Consider the following 13,489-nt stretch of genomic DNA (forward strand, 5'->3'; position numbering starts at 1 on the left):
CGTTAGAGGGCGGTTGAACTACTTTTCGGAGAGCATGTATCCTACACTACGCACCGTCCTGATCAGGGACTCGGCTTCCTTGAGCGCCTTGCGCAGCCGCAGCACGTGCACGTCGACCGTGCGCTCCTCGATCGCGACGTGGTCACCCCACACCTTGTCGAGCAGCTGGCCGCGCGAAAACACCCGCTCCGGGTGCGCGAGGAAGAACTTCAGGAGCTTGTATTCGGCGTGACCGATGTCGATCTTCTGACCGTGGAGCATGACCGTGCAGCTGGCCGGGTCCAGGGTCACCTCGCCGGCGCTCATCAGACTCTGCGCATGCTCCGGGCTCTTGCGCCGCAACAGCGCCTTGATGCGCGCGGCCAGTTCGCGCGGCGAGAACGGCTTGGTGATGTAGTCGTCGGCGCCGTTGTCGAGGCCGGCGATCTTGTCCTCCTCCATGCTTTTCGCGGTCAGCATGATCACCGGAATATCCTGCAGCTGCCGGTCGGCGCGGATGCGCGACAGCAGGCGCAGGCCGGACTGGTCCGGCAGCATCCAGTCCAGCAGCACGAGCTGCGGCATGCGGCGCTGGATGAATTCCCACGCCTCGCCCGCGCTGCCGGCGACAAAGGTATTCCATCCCGCTTCCTTCAGCGTGAAGGTCACCAGCGCGGCGATCGACGGCTCATCCTCGACAATCAGAATGGTGGTTTTATCGGCTGCCATTTTCAGACGGAACTGTTGAGCTTGGTGTAGACATAATCGGTGTGACGGATGTCCTTGCCCTCGACCACGTAGATCACGTATTCGGCGATGTTCTTTGCATGGTCGCCGATGCGCTCGATCGCCTTCGCCACCCACAGCGTGTCGAGCGCGGCGGAAATCGTGCGAGGGTCTTCCATCATGAAGGTGATCATGGTGCGCAGGACGGCGCCGAACTCGTGATCGATCGCGGCATCCTGCGCGATGATCCGGGCGGCCTGCTTCTCGTCCAGCCGCGCGAAGGCATCCAGCGCATCGTGCAGCAGGCCAGCCGTGTTGGCCGCCATCACGCGCACCGATTCGTAATGGTTCAGCACGGCCACCGTACCGCGCTCGTGCAGGTTCTTGCCGATGCGCGCGATCTTGGTTGCCTCGTCGCCGATGCGCTCCAGGTCGGTGATGACCTTGAGCGTGGCCATTACCGTGCGCAAGTCGTTGGCGGCCGGCTGGCGCTTGACGATCAGGTGGCTGCAGGCGTCGTCCAGCGTCACTTCCAGCCGGTTGACGTCTTCGTCGGACTTGATCAGCTGTTCCGCCTGCGCGATGTTGCCGGACCTGAAGCTGGCCATCGCATCGTTGAAGTGGCTTTCCACCAATCCGCCCATCTGCAACACCTTGGAGCGAATCGTTTCAAGGTCCATGTCGTACTGCTTTGAAGAGTGGTCTCCGGGCATTGTCTTTCTCCGTGCATTCAGTCGATCAGCCGAAACGGCCGGTAATGTAATCCTGGGTGTCCTTCTTCACCGGGTTCATGAAGATCTGGTCGGTGTCGCCGAACTCCACCAGTTCGCCCAGGTACATGTATGCGGTGTAGTCCGAGCAGCGCGCCGCCTGCTGCATATTGTGCGTCACGATCGCGATCGTGTAGTCTTCCTTCAGCTCGGCGATCAGTTCCTCGATCTTCGCCGTCGAGATCGGGTCGAGCGCCGAGGTCGGCTCGTCCAGCAGCAGCACGTCCGGCCGCACCGCGATGCCGCGCGCGATGCACAGCCGCTGCTGCTGGCCGCCGGACAGGGAAAGCCCGCTCTTGTTGAGCTTGTCCTTTACCTCGTTCCACAGCGCCGCCTTCTTCAGCGCCGACTCGACGCGCTCGTCCATCTCGCCCTTCGACAGCTTTTCGTACAGGCGCACGCCGAACGCGATGTTGTCGTACACCGACATCGGGAACGGTGTCGGCTTCTGGAACACCATGCCTATCTTGGCGCGCAACATGTTCACATCCTGATCGGCGTCGAGGATATTGCGGCCCTGGTACAGGATGCTGCCTTCGGCGCGCTGTCCGGGATACAGATCATACATGCGGTTGAGCGTGCGCAAGAGGGTCGACTTGCCGCACCCGGACGGACCGATGAAGGCGGTGACCTTTTTCTCGTGGATGTTCAGGTTGATGTTTTTCAGCCCCTGGAACGAACCGTAGAAAAAGTTCAGGTTCGAGATTTCAAGCGTCGCCTTGTCTGCGGCGTGAGTTTGCGTAGTCATATTAATGCGGAACCTTTTGGCTGAACAAAGTGCGCGACAGGATATTCAGGCCCAGCACGCTGAAGGTGATCAGGAGCGCGCCGCCCCAGGCGAGCGAGCGCCAGTTGTCGTAGGGGCTCATGGCGAACTGGTAGATCACGACCGGCAGGTTGGCCAGCGGCTTGTTCATGTCGGCCGAAAAGAACTGGTTGTTCAGCGACGTAAACAGCAGCGGCGCGGTTTCGCCGGAAATGCGGGCAATCGCCAGCAGCACGCCAGTCACCACGCCCGCCTTCACGGCGCGCAGGCGCACCAGCAGCGCCACCTTCCAGCGCGGCGCACCGAGCGAAAACGCCGCTTCGCGCAGGCTGGCGGGCACCAGTTTCAGCATGTTGTCGGTGGTGCGCACCACCACCGGGATGGCGATCAGCGAAATGGCGAAGGTGCCGGCCCAACCGGAGAAGTGCTTCACGTTGGCGACGTAGATGGCGTAGACGAACAGGCCGATCACGATCGACGGCGCCGACAGCATGATGTCGGTGACGAAGCGCGTGACCTGCGCCAGCCAGCTCTCCTCGCCGTATTCGGCAAGATAGACGCCGGCCAGGATGCCGATCGGCGTGCTGACCACGGTGGCCGCGCCGACCAGCATCAGGCTGCCGACGATGGCGTTCATCAGTCCGCCGCCTTCGCTGCCCGGCGCCGGCGTGGTCGCGGTGAACATGGACAGGCTCAGCGCGCCGAAGCCCTTGAGCACCAGCGTCAGCAGTATCCACATCAGGAAAAACAGGCCGACGGCCATGGCCAGCACCGACAGCGACATGCCGATGCGGTGCGCCCACAGGCGCTTGCGGTACACAGGATTCATGATTTCGTTCCCTCGCGGCGCGACAAGCCCAGCAACATCAGTTTGGCGGCGGACAGCACCAGGAAAGTGATGACGAACAGGATCAGGCCGAGCGCGAACAGCGACGACACGTGGAACGTCGATGCCGCCTCGGCGAATTCGTTGGCCAGGGTGGAGGCGATGCTGTTGCCCGGAGCGAACAGCGACCAGGACAATTGCTGCGCGTTGCCGATCACGAAGGTGACCGCCATGGTCTCGCCCAGCGCGCGCCCCAACCCCAGCATCACGCCGCCGACCACGCCGGTCTTGGTGTACGGCAGGACCACCTTGCGCACCACTTCCCATCGGGTGCAGCCCAGGCCGTAGGCCGATTCCTTTAGCACGGCGGGCACGATTTCGAACACGTCGCGCATGACCGAGGAGATGAAGGGAATGATCATGACGGCCAGGATCAGGCCGGCGGTCATGATGCCGATGCCCATCATCGGGCCCTTGAACAGCATGCCGACCAGCGGCAGCTGCCCCAGGGTCTTGTTCAGCACCGGCTGAATATAGTCGCCGAACAGCGGCGCGAACACGAACAGGCCCCACATGCCATAGATAATGCTGGGCACGCCGGCCAGCAGCTCGACGGCCGTGCCGAGCGGACGGCGCAGGCGGGCCGGGCAAATCTCGGTGAGGAACAGCGCGATGCCGAAACTGACGGGAAAGGCGATCACCAGCGCAATCACCGAGGTGGCCAGCGTGCCGTAGATCGCGATCAGGCCGCCGTACTGTTCGTTGACCGGGTCCCATTCGACGGTCGTGATGAACGCCGGGCCGAATTCCTTGAATGCCGGCCAGGCGCCGATCATCAGCGAGACGATGATGCCCATCAAAACGGCCAGCACGCTCAGCGCGAAAGCGAGCGTGATCTTGTGGAACACGAAATCCTGCAGGCGCTGCCTGCGCATGACGGCGTTCATCGCGCGCTCGGCGTCGCGGGCGGCCTGCGCGCCATCTGCGCCAGCATGTTCGGGTTTCGTCATCCGGCCCGTGATCGTGGAAAGAGGTGCATTCATAAGTCGGAGTGCCCGTCCGGGCAATGCGGCCGGGCCGCGCCGCCGTCACAAGACGGTCGGCCGGCCCGCGCCTGGAGAATCGATAATGCCACTTGCGTCGGCTTACCAGACCGCCTTGCCGGAAGCGTCCTTCAGCTGCGCCTTCCAGGCATCCTGCACCAGCTTGACGACTGCCGCCGGCATGGATACATAGTCCAGATCGGCAGCCATCTTGTCGCCGTTCTTGTAGGCCCAGTCGAAGAACTTGAGCACTTCCTTGCCCTTGGCGGCATCGGCCTGCGCCTTGTGCATCAGGATGAAGGACGCACCGGTGATCGGCCAGCTGTGCTTGCCGGCCTGGTCGGTCAGCACCACCGCGAAGCCCGGAGTCTTGGCCCATTCGGCGCCGGCGGCGGCGGCCTTGAAGGTGTCATCGTCGGGCTGCACGAACTGGCCGTCGCGGTTCTTCAGCTGGGTGTACGCCATCTTGTTCTTCTTCGCGTACGCATACTCGACATAGCCGATCGAGTTCTTGATGCGCTGAACGTTGGCGGCCACGCCCTCGTTGCCCTTGCCGCCCACGCCGACCGGCCACTTGACCGCGGTGCCGGCGCCGACCTTGGTCTTGAATTCCGGATTGACCTTGGACAGGAAGTCGGTGAACAGGAAGGAGGTGCCGGAGCCGTCGGCGCGATGCACGACGGTGATGTCTTCCGCCGGCAGCTTCACGCCGGGATTGAGGGAGGCGATTTCAGAGGCGTTCCACTTGGCGACCTTGCCCAGGTAGATATCGGCCAGCACCTGGCCGGTCAGCTTCAGCTGGCCGGGAGCGACGCCTTCCAGGTTCACGACCGGCACCACGCCGCCCATGATCGCCGGAAATTGCATCAGGCCGCTCTCGTTGAGTTCTTCTTCCTTGAGCGGCATGTCGGAGGCGCCGAAGTCGACGGTCTTCGCCTTGATCTGCTTGATGCCGCCGCCGGAGCCGATGGACTGGTAGTTCAGGCCGTTGCCGCTGGCTTTCTTGTATTCTTCCGCCCACTTCGCGTAAATCGGGTACGGAAAGGTTGCCCCGGCACCGGTGATGTCTGCCGCGAAGGCGGAAGAAAACACTGCTACGGCGCCGGCCGCTGCCAGCGTTACCGAGAGAAATTTGTTCAGTCGCATATCTACTCCTTCATGGAAGTTGTCAAAAAGGGACAGGGCGAACTCTATCCGACGAATGTGACAGGTTTATGACACTGACAAAAAGGCATGTCATAAAGTGCCGGAGCCATGAATCGGCGTCATCAATTTGTCATAAAGTCCGCTTGGCAAGCGGACATGCGGCTTTGCGGCAGATGGAACGGTGGATGAAACGATAGGAAGAAAGAAGCCTGGTCAGCGGCCGTTGCGGGCGTGCGTACCCTGGCGCAGCGCTGCAACGGCGGCGTCGGTCAGTTCGAAACGCAGGTCGACGCGTTCCCGGCCGGAACGGTAGCCGCCCGGCCATCTGGCGATCTCGACAAATCCGCAGCGCCGGAAAAAGCCCGCCGTGTGCGCATGGGTATCGACCGTGACGTAACGCGGACGCAACTTGCGGCCGGCCATGTGAATGAGCCGGTAATTCAGCAGCATGCGCCCTATTCCTGTGCCGTGGCGGTCGGCGCGCACCAGGCCGAACACGAGCGTGCCGAGATGATAGAACTCGGACAGTTCATACCCGCCGAAGCCGACCACTTCTCCGTTGTCCACCACGACGAACAGCGGACCGTCCGGCTCGTCCAGGCACGAGCGCAGCCAGCTTTCCTCGGAGGCAGGGAAATGGTCGGGGACGTTCGAGCGGAACGCCGCGATGACGGCCTTTCTGTCGCCGGCCCGATAGCGCCTGATACGTATCGTCATGCCAGCGCCCGCCCCCGTGCCAGGAACCCCTCATATTCGTCATCCGGGACGAACAGGCCGCCGGTCGTCCACAGCAGGTGCGTCGCACTGGACATGGCCTGTTCCAGCTTGTTTTCCTTCAGATATTGCTGCCCGGCGGGCGTGTCCAGCAGCATCGCCGGACCGGCGATGGCCGCCGCCGCAGAGGGCTCGATGCGGATGCCTTCGCTCTCGTGCAGCAGGAACAGGTTGCGGAAGAGCATGTCGTCATCGAGCGTGAATATTCCGGACAGCAGCGGCGTCATGACCCGCACCGCGAGCTCCGATGCCCGGCCCACGGCGAGGCCGTCGGCCGCCGTGCGGTTATCCAGCCCGAGATCGTAGACCGTGATGCCGGGGCGGCCGGGCTGGCTCATCTGCGCCAGCACGCAGGGCGACGCAGTCGGCTCGGCGAAGAAGCAATGCACATGGTCGCCGAACACCTGCTTGAGCCCGAAAGCGATGCCGGACGGCGCGCCGCCCACGCCGCACGGCAGGTAGACGAACAGGGGCGCCTGCGGGCCGACCGCGACTGCGGCCTGCCGCAACTGGTCGCGCAGGCGCGATGCCGCAACCGCATAGCCCAGGAACAGCGACAGGGAACGCTCGTCGTCGACGAAATAGGCGCGCGCATCGGCTTGCGCCGCGCGCCGTCCGGCTTCGACCGCCGCGCCGTAATCGCCGGCATGTTCGATCACTTCCACGCCGTGCCGGCGCAAGCGCTGCTTTTTCCATTCCTTCGCCTCGGCCGACATGTGCACCTGGGCGCGGAACCCGAGCGCGGCGGCGATCACGCCGATGCTCATGCCGAGGTTGCCGGTCGAGCCGACCGCGACCGTGTAACGCGCGAACAGTTGCCGCGCCGTCGGATCGGCCAGCGCACCGTAGTCGGAAGCGTCGGAAGTGCGGTCGATCAAGCCGTGTTCGAGCGCCAGTTTTTCGGCAAACTCCAGCACTTCGTGAATCCCGCCGCGCGCCTTGACCGAACCGGCGATCGGCAGCGCATGGTCCGCCTTGATGAACCACGCGCCTGCAGCGGCGTTCCCGGCAAGCGCGCGCCGCAGGCTTGGCACCGGGATCAGGTCCGATTCGATGATGCCGCCGCTTGCGGCGGTTTCCGGGAACAACTTCACCAGCAAGGGTGCAAAGCGCTGCCAGCGCGCGCATGCCGCCTCGATCGCGTCCGCGCCTGGTTGCGCGCCGCGCAAGGCTTCCTGCGCGGGCCGCCGCGCCGGGTTCAGCCACAGGAAAGGCCGGCGCGCGCGAAGCGAGTCCATGGCCGCGCTGGAGATTTCTTCGACAGTCGACATCGGGCATCCATCAAGTTGCGATACCGGCGATCATAACGCGGGATGGCAACTGTTTACGATGGCGTCTGCCGGCATCCGTGCGGCGGTCGCATCAACAGGCGGAAATCTCGCCCGACCTTTACAGATTGGCAAGCATTTCCGACTTACCCTGGCTCGCTTAGGCGGTCTTGCCCGCCGTACGGTCGGTGGCGCCGGATTGCTTTGTTTCCCGATGTACCTTGCCCGGCGGGGTGCGCTTCGTATTTTTGAACTCGCTGTACTTGGTGCCTGCCTTGTCGGCCGGATACTTGTTTTTCGTATTCGCTGCCATGGGATTTCCTTCAAAAAAGAAGCTTCGGAACCATTCACCCCGTTAGTTTTCGCGCCTTCAATAAGGTTTCATGCGGCGACGCAGCCGCTTGCCAGCGACAGGCCTCGGCAATGGCAAACGCCCTGATCTTCCGCGATGATTTTTTCCCATGCACATTCTGTTGTTCTTCCTGCAATGCCACAAAAAAATTCGTAAGTTTTTGTGATTGCGTCGTCGCAATGGCAAGGTGGCGCGTTATACGCCTTGAATCACCATATTGCTCAGGGAATATTTATGAAAATTCAAGTCACATCGGATACCGACCTGATCGTCCGCTCATTCGCCTACGTCGCCAAGCAACTGGCGCCGTCCGTGCAATATGAACAGATCCTCGGCGAAGCGGAAAAACATCGCAGCGCGCTGCGCCTGCTGCAGCGTGACGCGCATGAAATGGCGGAACAGGCGTTGCGCAAACACGCGTTGACGAAAATGGAATCCGCGCGCATGCGCGACGCGGCTTCCCAGGCGATCGCACAAGGCCAGCAGGCGATCTCGCGTATCGCCGCTCAGTACGCGCCGCACAAGCACGCGGCATAACGCACCATAAGCCGGGCGTCCCGGCGCATGCGCTCACGGCGCCGCGTGCGAGGTCAGCACATCGAGCAGCGCCGCCGTTTCTGCGTCAGCCAGTCCATCGAAGCGTTCCGGCCGGTATTTCATCTGGAACGCCACCAGCACCTGGCGCGTCGCCTCGTCCCATAGCCCGCTGCATGGCAGCACATAGCCATGCAGCGCCAGCTTGCGCTGGAACCAGGCGGCGTCTGGCAACTGCCGCTCGAATGCCTGCCGCCGCAGAGCAACCTCCGCGGCGTCCGGCCAGAGGATCAGGCCGGCTTGCGCCAGGCGCTGCCACGGAAACATCGGCCCGGGATCGGACTTGCGCTGGGGCGCGATTTCGTTGTGGCCCAAAATCCGGTCCGGCGCGATCTGGTGGCGCGCGACGATCTGCCTGAGCAAGTCGATCAGCAATGCGATCTGCTCCGGAGGATAGGCGAAATACACCCGCCCCTCGGGCGTATCGCGATAGCCGGGATTGACCAGTTCGATGCCGATCGAGCTGAAATTCAACTGGGCGTCGGTTTTCCATGCACTCACGCCGGCGTGATAAGCGCGCCGGTTTTCATCCACCAGCTGGTAGATCTCGGCAGGACGGTCCGAGATCAGGTAGTGGCTGCTCACGGCGCCCCTGGTCAGGACCTGCAGCGCACGCGGGAAATCGCCCTCCGTGTAATGCAGGATCACATAGCGCACGCGGCTATCCTGGGACACCGCGGAATAGCTGTGATCGATCGGCGGGCCGCCGGCGCAGCCGGCCAGCAGCGCCAGGCCCAGGATCGAGGCCAGGAACTTCATCTGGCCGCTACGCCTTTTTTTCCGCCGCGTGCTTGCCCGCGTCACCGGCCCTGCTCGACACGGCATCCTTCAGGAAGCGCTTGCTGGCATCGATCACGGCGCGTTGCGACGATTCGTCCGGCAGCGCCCGCGCGATCAGCATGGCGCCCACGAGCTGGCAAAGGAAAGCCCAGGCGAGATCGTCGCTGCCAAGACGCTGCGCCAGTCCTTCCTGGCCCTTGCGCAACTCCGTTTCGAACAGTTCGCGCACCGGCATTTCCGCCCGCGCGATTTCCGCCCCCAGGGAAGGCAGCACGCAGCCCGCATCGGGATGCCTGACGTGGCCCATGTTGAGGTAGCGATCCAGCTCGAAGTTGAGCCAGTCTTCGGCCGTCTCGTGCGGATTACCAGCCCACATCTCCCGGCTTGCCTGCAATTCGCTTTCGACCAGCGCCTTGAGCAACTCCGACTTGGACGAGAAATGGCTGTAGAACGCGCCGCTAGTCACGCCGGCCGCCTGCATGAGCGCATCGACGCCGGTGGCCGCGAAGCCGCGCTGCTTGACCAGCGCACCGCTGGCTTTCAGCAGCTCCTTGCGCTTTTCCTCTTTATGACCCGGCTTGTACCGCATGTTCGCCCCGACCTTCCCATCGCTTGACACATAGCGAATGTTAGCATAACGTTCGTTATAGTAACGATCGTTATTTAATGAGGAGCGGGCATGGGAAATACAAAGCAGGCGGCGCTGATTATCGGCGCCGGTGACGCGACGGGCGGCGCGATCGCGAAACGGTTTGCGAAAGAAGGACTGATCGCCTGCGCCACCAGGCGCAACGCCGACCAGCTGCAACCGCTGATCGACGATATCCGCAACGCGGGCGGACAGGCGTACGGCTTCGCCTCGGATGCCCGCAAGGAAGAGGAAGTCGTCAAGCTGGTGGACGACATCGAGCGCGACATCGCACCCATCGAGGTCATGGTCTTCAATATCGGCGCAAATGTCCCGTGCAGCATCCTCGATGAAACCGCGCGCAAATACTTCAAGATCTGGGAGATGGCCTGTTTTTCCGGCTTTCTGGCCGGGCGGGAAGTCGCCAGGCGCATGGTCGGCCGCGAACGCGGCACCATCATTTTCACGGGCGCGACGGCCGGTCTGCGGGGCTCGGCCAACTTCGCCGCATTCGCGGGCGCCAAGCACGCCCTGCGCGCGCTCGCGCAAAGCATGGCGCGCGAGCTTGGCCCCAGGAACATCCACGTCGCACACGTGGTCGTCGACGGCGCGATCGACACCGCGTTCATCCGCGACACATTCCCCGAGCGCTACGCCCTGAAGGAGCGGGACGGCATCCTGAACCCCGACCATATCGCGGACAACTACTGGCATCTGCACACACAGCCGCGCGACGCCTGGACCCATGAGCTCGACCTGCGCCCCTGGATCGAACGCTGGTAAGCGCATCGGTCTCGCCCGCAATCCCACCCACAGGAGCAATCCCATGAAACAAGTCGAATTCTTCTTCGATGTTGGCAGCCCGTACAGCTACCTCGCCTACCACCAGTTGCCGAAGATCGCCGGCGCCAGGAATGCCGGCATCGTCTGGCGCCCGATGCTTTTGGGCGGCATATTCCAGGCAACCGGCAACAGCAGCCCGGCCGCCGTGCCGCTGAAGGCAAAACATTCGCTGATCGACCTGGAACGGTGGGCCAGGTATTTCAATGCGCCATTTACCCCGAACCCGCACTTCCCGCTCAACACCCTGCAACTCATGCGCGGCGCCGTGGGCATGCAGATGCGCGGCGATGAAGAGTTCCAGCGCTACCTGTCGGCGATCTTCGGGGCGATGTTTGAAAAACCGCGCAATCTCAACGACCTTCAGGAAATTGCCGCCGTTCTCGAGGGCGCGGGTTTTTCACCGATGGATGTCCTGGCGCTGACCCAGAACGACAAGGTGAAGCAGAAGCTCAGGGCCAACACCGACGAAGCGGTGGCGCGCGGCGTGTTCGGCGCCCCGACCTTCTTCGTCGGCGAGGAGATGTTCTGGGGACAGGATCGCCTGCATTTCGTCGATCTGGCATTGGGACAGGCTTGATTCCGTCGATGCTCTCTATCCTGGCACCGCCGCATCTCCGCCCTCCCTTGGTCCGGGAAGGCGGCAGAGTGCCGGCTTGGTAGTGCCTTGTGAGCACGGGAAAATCTTACAAGGGAGGCTGCAGAATGTGCTTTTGTTTTTCAGAATAAAAACCTGAAAATGCAGAACATTCATCCACGCCTAAAGCAATTCACGGATAAAATTCCCTCGCCAACCAAAAAATGCAAAAGGATGTACCGCGATGAAGGAAAACCAGCTGGATGAAATCGACCGCAAGATCCTGCGCACCTTGAGCCGCGACGGCCGCATCAGCAACCAGAAGCTGGCCGAAACGGTGAACCTGTCGCCCACGCCGTGCTGGAACCGGGTCAAGGCGCTGGAGGAAGCCGGTTTCATCAATGAATATGTCGCCATCCTCGACCAGCGCGCGCTCGGACTGCCCGACACGGTCATCATCGAGGTCACGCTGGAGCGGCATGACGACGACATTTTCAAGCGCTTCGGCGATGCGCTGGCGGAACTGCCGGAAGTCATGGAAGCCTATCTGCTGACCGGAGAATACGACTACCTGATCAAGGTGGCGGTCTCCGGAACGGAAGGCTATGAACGCTTCCTGCGCCAAAAGCTGTACAAAATTCCCGGCATTCGCCATTCCCGCTCGACCTTCGCCCTGCGCTGCCTGAAGCGGGTGCACTCCGTCACACCGTGAGCGGAACGGGCGGGCGGACTAAATCATGCAGCAGTCCGATTTCGTCCGTGCGCACCGAAGAAGCGGAGCATTTCGCGCGACGCATCCGGCCCCTGCGGATCGGTGTACGTCCCCCTGCTGCTGCCGCCGGACCATGCATGCCCGGCGCCGTGCACGATCCATTTTTCCGCGACGACCTTGCCCTGCGCGTCGTGCACAACAGTTCGCGTATAAGACCGGCCATCGGGAATCCTGCCGCTTTCCGTCTTGCCGCCCGCGCCCGGCGACGGCACGCATTGCGCCAATGCCTGCTCGCCATTGGCGCAATCCACGGTGGCATCGCAATCGCCATGGAACACGATGACCGGCATGGCGTGCCCGAGCGGCCGCGCCGGCTTGCATCCCGTCTTGCGTGCCGACGCCTTGAGCTTGCGGCTTTTCATCGCGGCAAACGCGGAAGGCATGTCGTGCGCGACGGCGTATGGAATCCCCGAATGTATGCCAATCGCGGCGTACAGGTCCGGGTAAGTCGCGCCCATCACTGCCGCCATGGCGCCGCCCGCGGACAGGCCGGCGACATAGATGCGGCCGGTGTCGATGGCATAGTCGCGGATAATGGCGCGCGTGATGTCGGCAATGATGGCAGGCTCGCCGTGATCGCGGCGCTGGTCGCTTGCGTTGAACCAGTTCCAGCAGTTCGACGCGTTTGCCCCCTTGGTCTGCGCCGGATACACGACAAAGCAGTTGCGCTCCTCGGCAGCCGCGTTCATGCCGGTGCCGGCGGCGAAATCGTCCGGATGCTGGGTGCAGCCATGCAGCATGACGACCAGCGGCAGCGCCTGGCCGGTGTAACCGCTCGGGACATACAGCTTGTAGGCGCGCGTGCCGGCGTGGCTGGTGCACGAACCGGACAGGAAACGGCCCTTGCCCGCCAGGTCGACAACTTCCCTGGCTTGGACATCCTCGACTTCCAGGTCGGCCATCGCGCCGGGCCAGGCGCGCTGGAACCTATGCAACTGGGCGCGCATGCGGTCGTGCGGATGCGCGCCTGCCTCCGTTTCGGGGACATGCGGCGCAGGGCTGCCGTCCGGCTCCGGGGCCTTTGGCAGGTAGCGGGTCCAATCCGCTGGCGCCGCCGTCTGTTCGGGCGCGCCGGCACCATTCAGGGCGCGCTGGATGGCGGCGGTGGCGGCCATCGGGCCTTCGCTTTGCAGGATCCTGGCGGCTTCGCGCATTTGCGCGAGAAAGCCTTCGTTGATTTTCATGGCATTCTTTCGTAGTTAATGAATCCGTCCGGCCAAGGCGGCCTTGACGGCTGCGCTGGCATGCAAGGCACCCAGCACGGTGACAGAGTCGATGGCGGCCAGCGCCAGTTCGGGCGTGACATCCGCACCGATGCTCGCCAGCCCCAGCACCTGTATCTGCAGCTTCTGTCCGGCATCCCGCACCGCCTCCAGGTCGGCGCGGGTGTAATGTTGCAATCCAAGAACGAGGCTCTTGCGCGCGACCGTTTGCTTGATCACGTCGCCATGCGACTGCAACTGGTTGCGGATCGCCGTGCGGATCAGATCGGTGCGGTTGGAATAGAAGCCTTCCTGCACCAGCAGGTCGATCTGGCCGAGGTCGACCGGCCCGAGATTGATGGTGATTTTCTCGGTGTCAGCCGGTTTCATCCGGTTTTCCTGCGCGGCGATTTCACGTCCCATGATTGTCTCCTTTCACCGTATGA

17 protein-coding genes are annotated in these 13,489 nt (G+C 63.0%); 4 read left to right on the forward strand and 13 right to left on the reverse strand.

Annotation, left to right across the window (positions count from 1 at the left end; translation table 11 throughout):
* Positions 1-18 precede the first annotated feature (18 nt).
* From phoB to FAY22_RS21985, 9 genes are all read right to left on the reverse strand, one after another.
* The gene (gene phoB / locus FAY22_RS10510; RefSeq protein ID WP_146330150.1) at positions 19-708 is read right to left on the reverse strand and encodes a phosphate regulon transcriptional regulator PhoB; all 690 of its coding nucleotides are present in this window, start codon (positions 706-708) and stop codon (positions 19-21) included.
* A 2-nt stretch (positions 709-710) separates the two neighbouring features.
* Positions 711-1,418, reverse strand: coding sequence for a phosphate signaling complex protein PhoU (gene phoU / locus FAY22_RS10515; RefSeq protein WP_146330151.1), 708 nt, complete (start codon positions 1,416-1,418; stop codon positions 711-713).
* A gap of 25 nt (positions 1,419-1,443) precedes the next feature.
* On the reverse strand, positions 1,444-2,223 hold the full coding sequence (gene pstB / locus FAY22_RS10520; RefSeq protein ID WP_146330152.1) for a phosphate ABC transporter ATP-binding protein PstB: 780 nt from the start codon (positions 2,221-2,223) through the stop codon (positions 1,444-1,446).
* Position 2,224: 1 nt separating this feature from the next.
* Positions 2,225-3,070 (reverse strand): phosphate ABC transporter permease PstA, encoded by an 846-nt coding sequence (pstA, locus tag FAY22_RS10525; RefSeq protein ID WP_146330153.1) that lies wholly within the window; start codon positions 3,068-3,070, stop codon positions 2,225-2,227.
* A complete protein-coding gene (gene pstC / locus FAY22_RS10530) occupies positions 3,067-4,014 on the reverse strand; it encodes a phosphate ABC transporter permease subunit PstC (protein ID WP_371417395.1) in 948 nt (315 codons plus the stop codon). The genes pstA and pstC overlap by 4 nt, the downstream gene beginning before the upstream one ends.
* Positions 4,015-4,212: 198 nt before the next feature.
* Positions 4,213-5,256 carry a phosphate ABC transporter substrate-binding protein PstS gene (gene pstS, locus FAY22_RS10535; RefSeq protein WP_146330155.1) on the reverse strand — a complete coding sequence of 348 codons (1,044 nt, stop codon included), beginning with the start codon at positions 5,254-5,256 and terminating at the stop codon, positions 4,213-4,215.
* A gap of 213 nt (positions 5,257-5,469) precedes the next feature.
* Positions 5,470-5,973 carry a GNAT family N-acetyltransferase gene (locus FAY22_RS10540; RefSeq protein ID WP_146330156.1) on the reverse strand — a complete coding sequence of 168 codons (504 nt, stop codon included), beginning with the start codon at positions 5,971-5,973 and terminating at the stop codon, positions 5,470-5,472.
* Entirely contained in the window at positions 5,970-7,301 is a 1,332-nt protein-coding gene (locus FAY22_RS10545; RefSeq protein ID WP_146330157.1) for a D-serine ammonia-lyase, read from the reverse strand. Before FAY22_RS10545 ends, FAY22_RS10540 begins: the two co-directional genes overlap by 4 nt.
* 157 nt (positions 7,302-7,458) lie before the next feature.
* The gene (locus FAY22_RS21985; RefSeq protein ID WP_168204820.1) at positions 7,459-7,611 is read right to left on the reverse strand and encodes a hypothetical protein; all 153 of its coding nucleotides are present in this window, start codon (positions 7,609-7,611) and stop codon (positions 7,459-7,461) included.
* Between the two features lie 273 nt (positions 7,612-7,884).
* Here FAY22_RS21985 and FAY22_RS10550 point away from each other — a divergent pair, with 273 nt between their 5' ends.
* Complete coding sequence (locus tag FAY22_RS10550; RefSeq protein WP_146330158.1) at positions 7,885-8,187, forward strand: hypothetical protein; 303 nt, start codon at positions 7,885-7,887, stop codon at positions 8,185-8,187.
* A 33-nt stretch (positions 8,188-8,220) separates the two neighbouring features.
* On the opposite strand, the gene FAY22_RS10555 is transcribed toward FAY22_RS10550, so the two are convergent.
* Both FAY22_RS10555 and FAY22_RS10560 read right to left on the reverse strand, forming a co-directional pair.
* Positions 8,221-9,003 carry an N-acetylmuramoyl-L-alanine amidase gene (locus FAY22_RS10555; RefSeq protein WP_146330159.1) on the reverse strand — a complete coding sequence of 261 codons (783 nt, stop codon included), beginning with the start codon at positions 9,001-9,003 and terminating at the stop codon, positions 8,221-8,223.
* 7 nt (positions 9,004-9,010) lie between these two features.
* Complete coding sequence (locus FAY22_RS10560) at positions 9,011-9,613, reverse strand: TetR/AcrR family transcriptional regulator (protein WP_146330160.1); 603 nt, start codon at positions 9,611-9,613, stop codon at positions 9,011-9,013.
* A gap of 90 nt (positions 9,614-9,703) precedes the next feature.
* Here FAY22_RS10560 and FAY22_RS10565 point away from each other — a divergent pair, with 90 nt between their 5' ends.
* The 3 genes from FAY22_RS10565 (at position 9,704) to FAY22_RS10575 (ending at position 11,781) form a co-directional block, all read left to right on the forward strand.
* Positions 9,704-10,435, forward strand: coding sequence for an SDR family oxidoreductase (locus FAY22_RS10565; RefSeq protein ID WP_146330161.1), 732 nt, complete (start codon positions 9,704-9,706; stop codon positions 10,433-10,435).
* A gap of 43 nt (positions 10,436-10,478) precedes the next feature.
* Entirely contained in the window at positions 10,479-11,072 is a 594-nt protein-coding gene (locus tag FAY22_RS10570; RefSeq protein WP_146330162.1) for a 2-hydroxychromene-2-carboxylate isomerase, read from the forward strand.
* 241 nt (positions 11,073-11,313) lie between these two features.
* Positions 11,314-11,781 (forward strand): Lrp/AsnC family transcriptional regulator, encoded by a 468-nt coding sequence (locus tag FAY22_RS10575; protein ID WP_146330163.1) that lies wholly within the window; start codon positions 11,314-11,316, stop codon positions 11,779-11,781.
* 23 nt (positions 11,782-11,804) lie between these two features.
* Here the strand turns inward: FAY22_RS10575 and FAY22_RS10580 are convergent, their stop codons facing one another.
* Positions 11,805-13,025, reverse strand: coding sequence for a PHB depolymerase family esterase (locus FAY22_RS10580; RefSeq protein ID WP_146330164.1), 1,221 nt, complete (start codon positions 13,023-13,025; stop codon positions 11,805-11,807).
* Between the two features lie 15 nt (positions 13,026-13,040).
* Positions 13,041-13,466, reverse strand: a complete 426-nt coding sequence (locus FAY22_RS10585; RefSeq protein WP_146330165.1) for a CopG family transcriptional regulator — start codon at positions 13,464-13,466, stop codon at positions 13,041-13,043.
* Positions 13,467-13,489 lie beyond the last annotated feature (23 nt).

Origin of the sequence: Noviherbaspirillum sp. UKPF54, from assembly GCF_007874125.1 — a bacterium.
GTDB lineage: Bacteria > Pseudomonadota > Gammaproteobacteria > Burkholderiales > Burkholderiaceae_D > Noviherbaspirillum.

What these genes read in the sequence shown, in the direction of transcription:
- FAY22_RS21985 (WP_168204820.1), bottom strand. Translation starts at nt 7,611, where the DNA reads ATGGCAGCGAATACGAAAAACAAGTATCCGGCCGACAAGGCAGGCACC.
- pstS (WP_146330155.1), bottom strand. Translation starts at nt 5,256, where the DNA reads ATGCGACTGAACAAATTTCTCTCGGTAACGCTGGCAGCGGCCGGCGCC.
- phoB (WP_146330150.1), bottom strand. Translation starts at nt 708, where the DNA reads ATGGCAGCCGATAAAACCACCATTCTGATTGTCGAGGATGAGCCGTCG.
- FAY22_RS10560 (WP_146330160.1), bottom strand. Translation starts at nt 9,613, where the DNA reads ATGCGGTACAAGCCGGGTCATAAAGAGGAAAAGCGCAAGGAGCTGCTG.
- pstA (WP_146330153.1), bottom strand. Translation starts at nt 3,070, where the DNA reads ATGAATCCTGTGTACCGCAAGCGCCTGTGGGCGCACCGCATCGGCATG.
- pstC (WP_371417395.1), bottom strand. Translation starts at nt 4,014, where the DNA reads ATGAACGCCGTCATGCGCAGGCAGCGCCTGCAGGATTTCGTGTTCCAC.
- FAY22_RS10580 (WP_146330164.1), bottom strand. Translation starts at nt 13,025, where the DNA reads ATGAAAATCAACGAAGGCTTTCTCGCGCAAATGCGCGAAGCCGCCAGG.
- FAY22_RS10550 (WP_146330158.1), top strand. Translation starts at nt 7,885, where the DNA reads ATGAAAATTCAAGTCACATCGGATACCGACCTGATCGTCCGCTCATTC.
- FAY22_RS10555 (WP_146330159.1), bottom strand. Translation starts at nt 9,003, where the DNA reads ATGAAGTTCCTGGCCTCGATCCTGGGCCTGGCGCTGCTGGCCGGCTGC.
- phoU (WP_146330151.1), bottom strand. Translation starts at nt 1,418, where the DNA reads ATGCCCGGAGACCACTCTTCAAAGCAGTACGACATGGACCTTGAAACG.
- FAY22_RS10540 (WP_146330156.1), bottom strand. Translation starts at nt 5,973, where the DNA reads ATGACGATACGTATCAGGCGCTATCGGGCCGGCGACAGAAAGGCCGTC.
- FAY22_RS10585 (WP_146330165.1), bottom strand. Translation starts at nt 13,466, where the DNA reads ATGGGACGTGAAATCGCCGCGCAGGAAAACCGGATGAAACCGGCTGAC.
- FAY22_RS10565 (WP_146330161.1), top strand. Translation starts at nt 9,704, where the DNA reads ATGGGAAATACAAAGCAGGCGGCGCTGATTATCGGCGCCGGTGACGCG.
- FAY22_RS10545 (WP_146330157.1), bottom strand. Translation starts at nt 7,301, where the DNA reads ATGTCGACTGTCGAAGAAATCTCCAGCGCGGCCATGGACTCGCTTCGC.
- pstB (WP_146330152.1), bottom strand. Translation starts at nt 2,223, where the DNA reads ATGACTACGCAAACTCACGCCGCAGACAAGGCGACGCTTGAAATCTCG.
- FAY22_RS10575 (WP_146330163.1), top strand. Translation starts at nt 11,314, where the DNA reads ATGAAGGAAAACCAGCTGGATGAAATCGACCGCAAGATCCTGCGCACC.
- FAY22_RS10570 (WP_146330162.1), top strand. Translation starts at nt 10,479, where the DNA reads ATGAAACAAGTCGAATTCTTCTTCGATGTTGGCAGCCCGTACAGCTAC.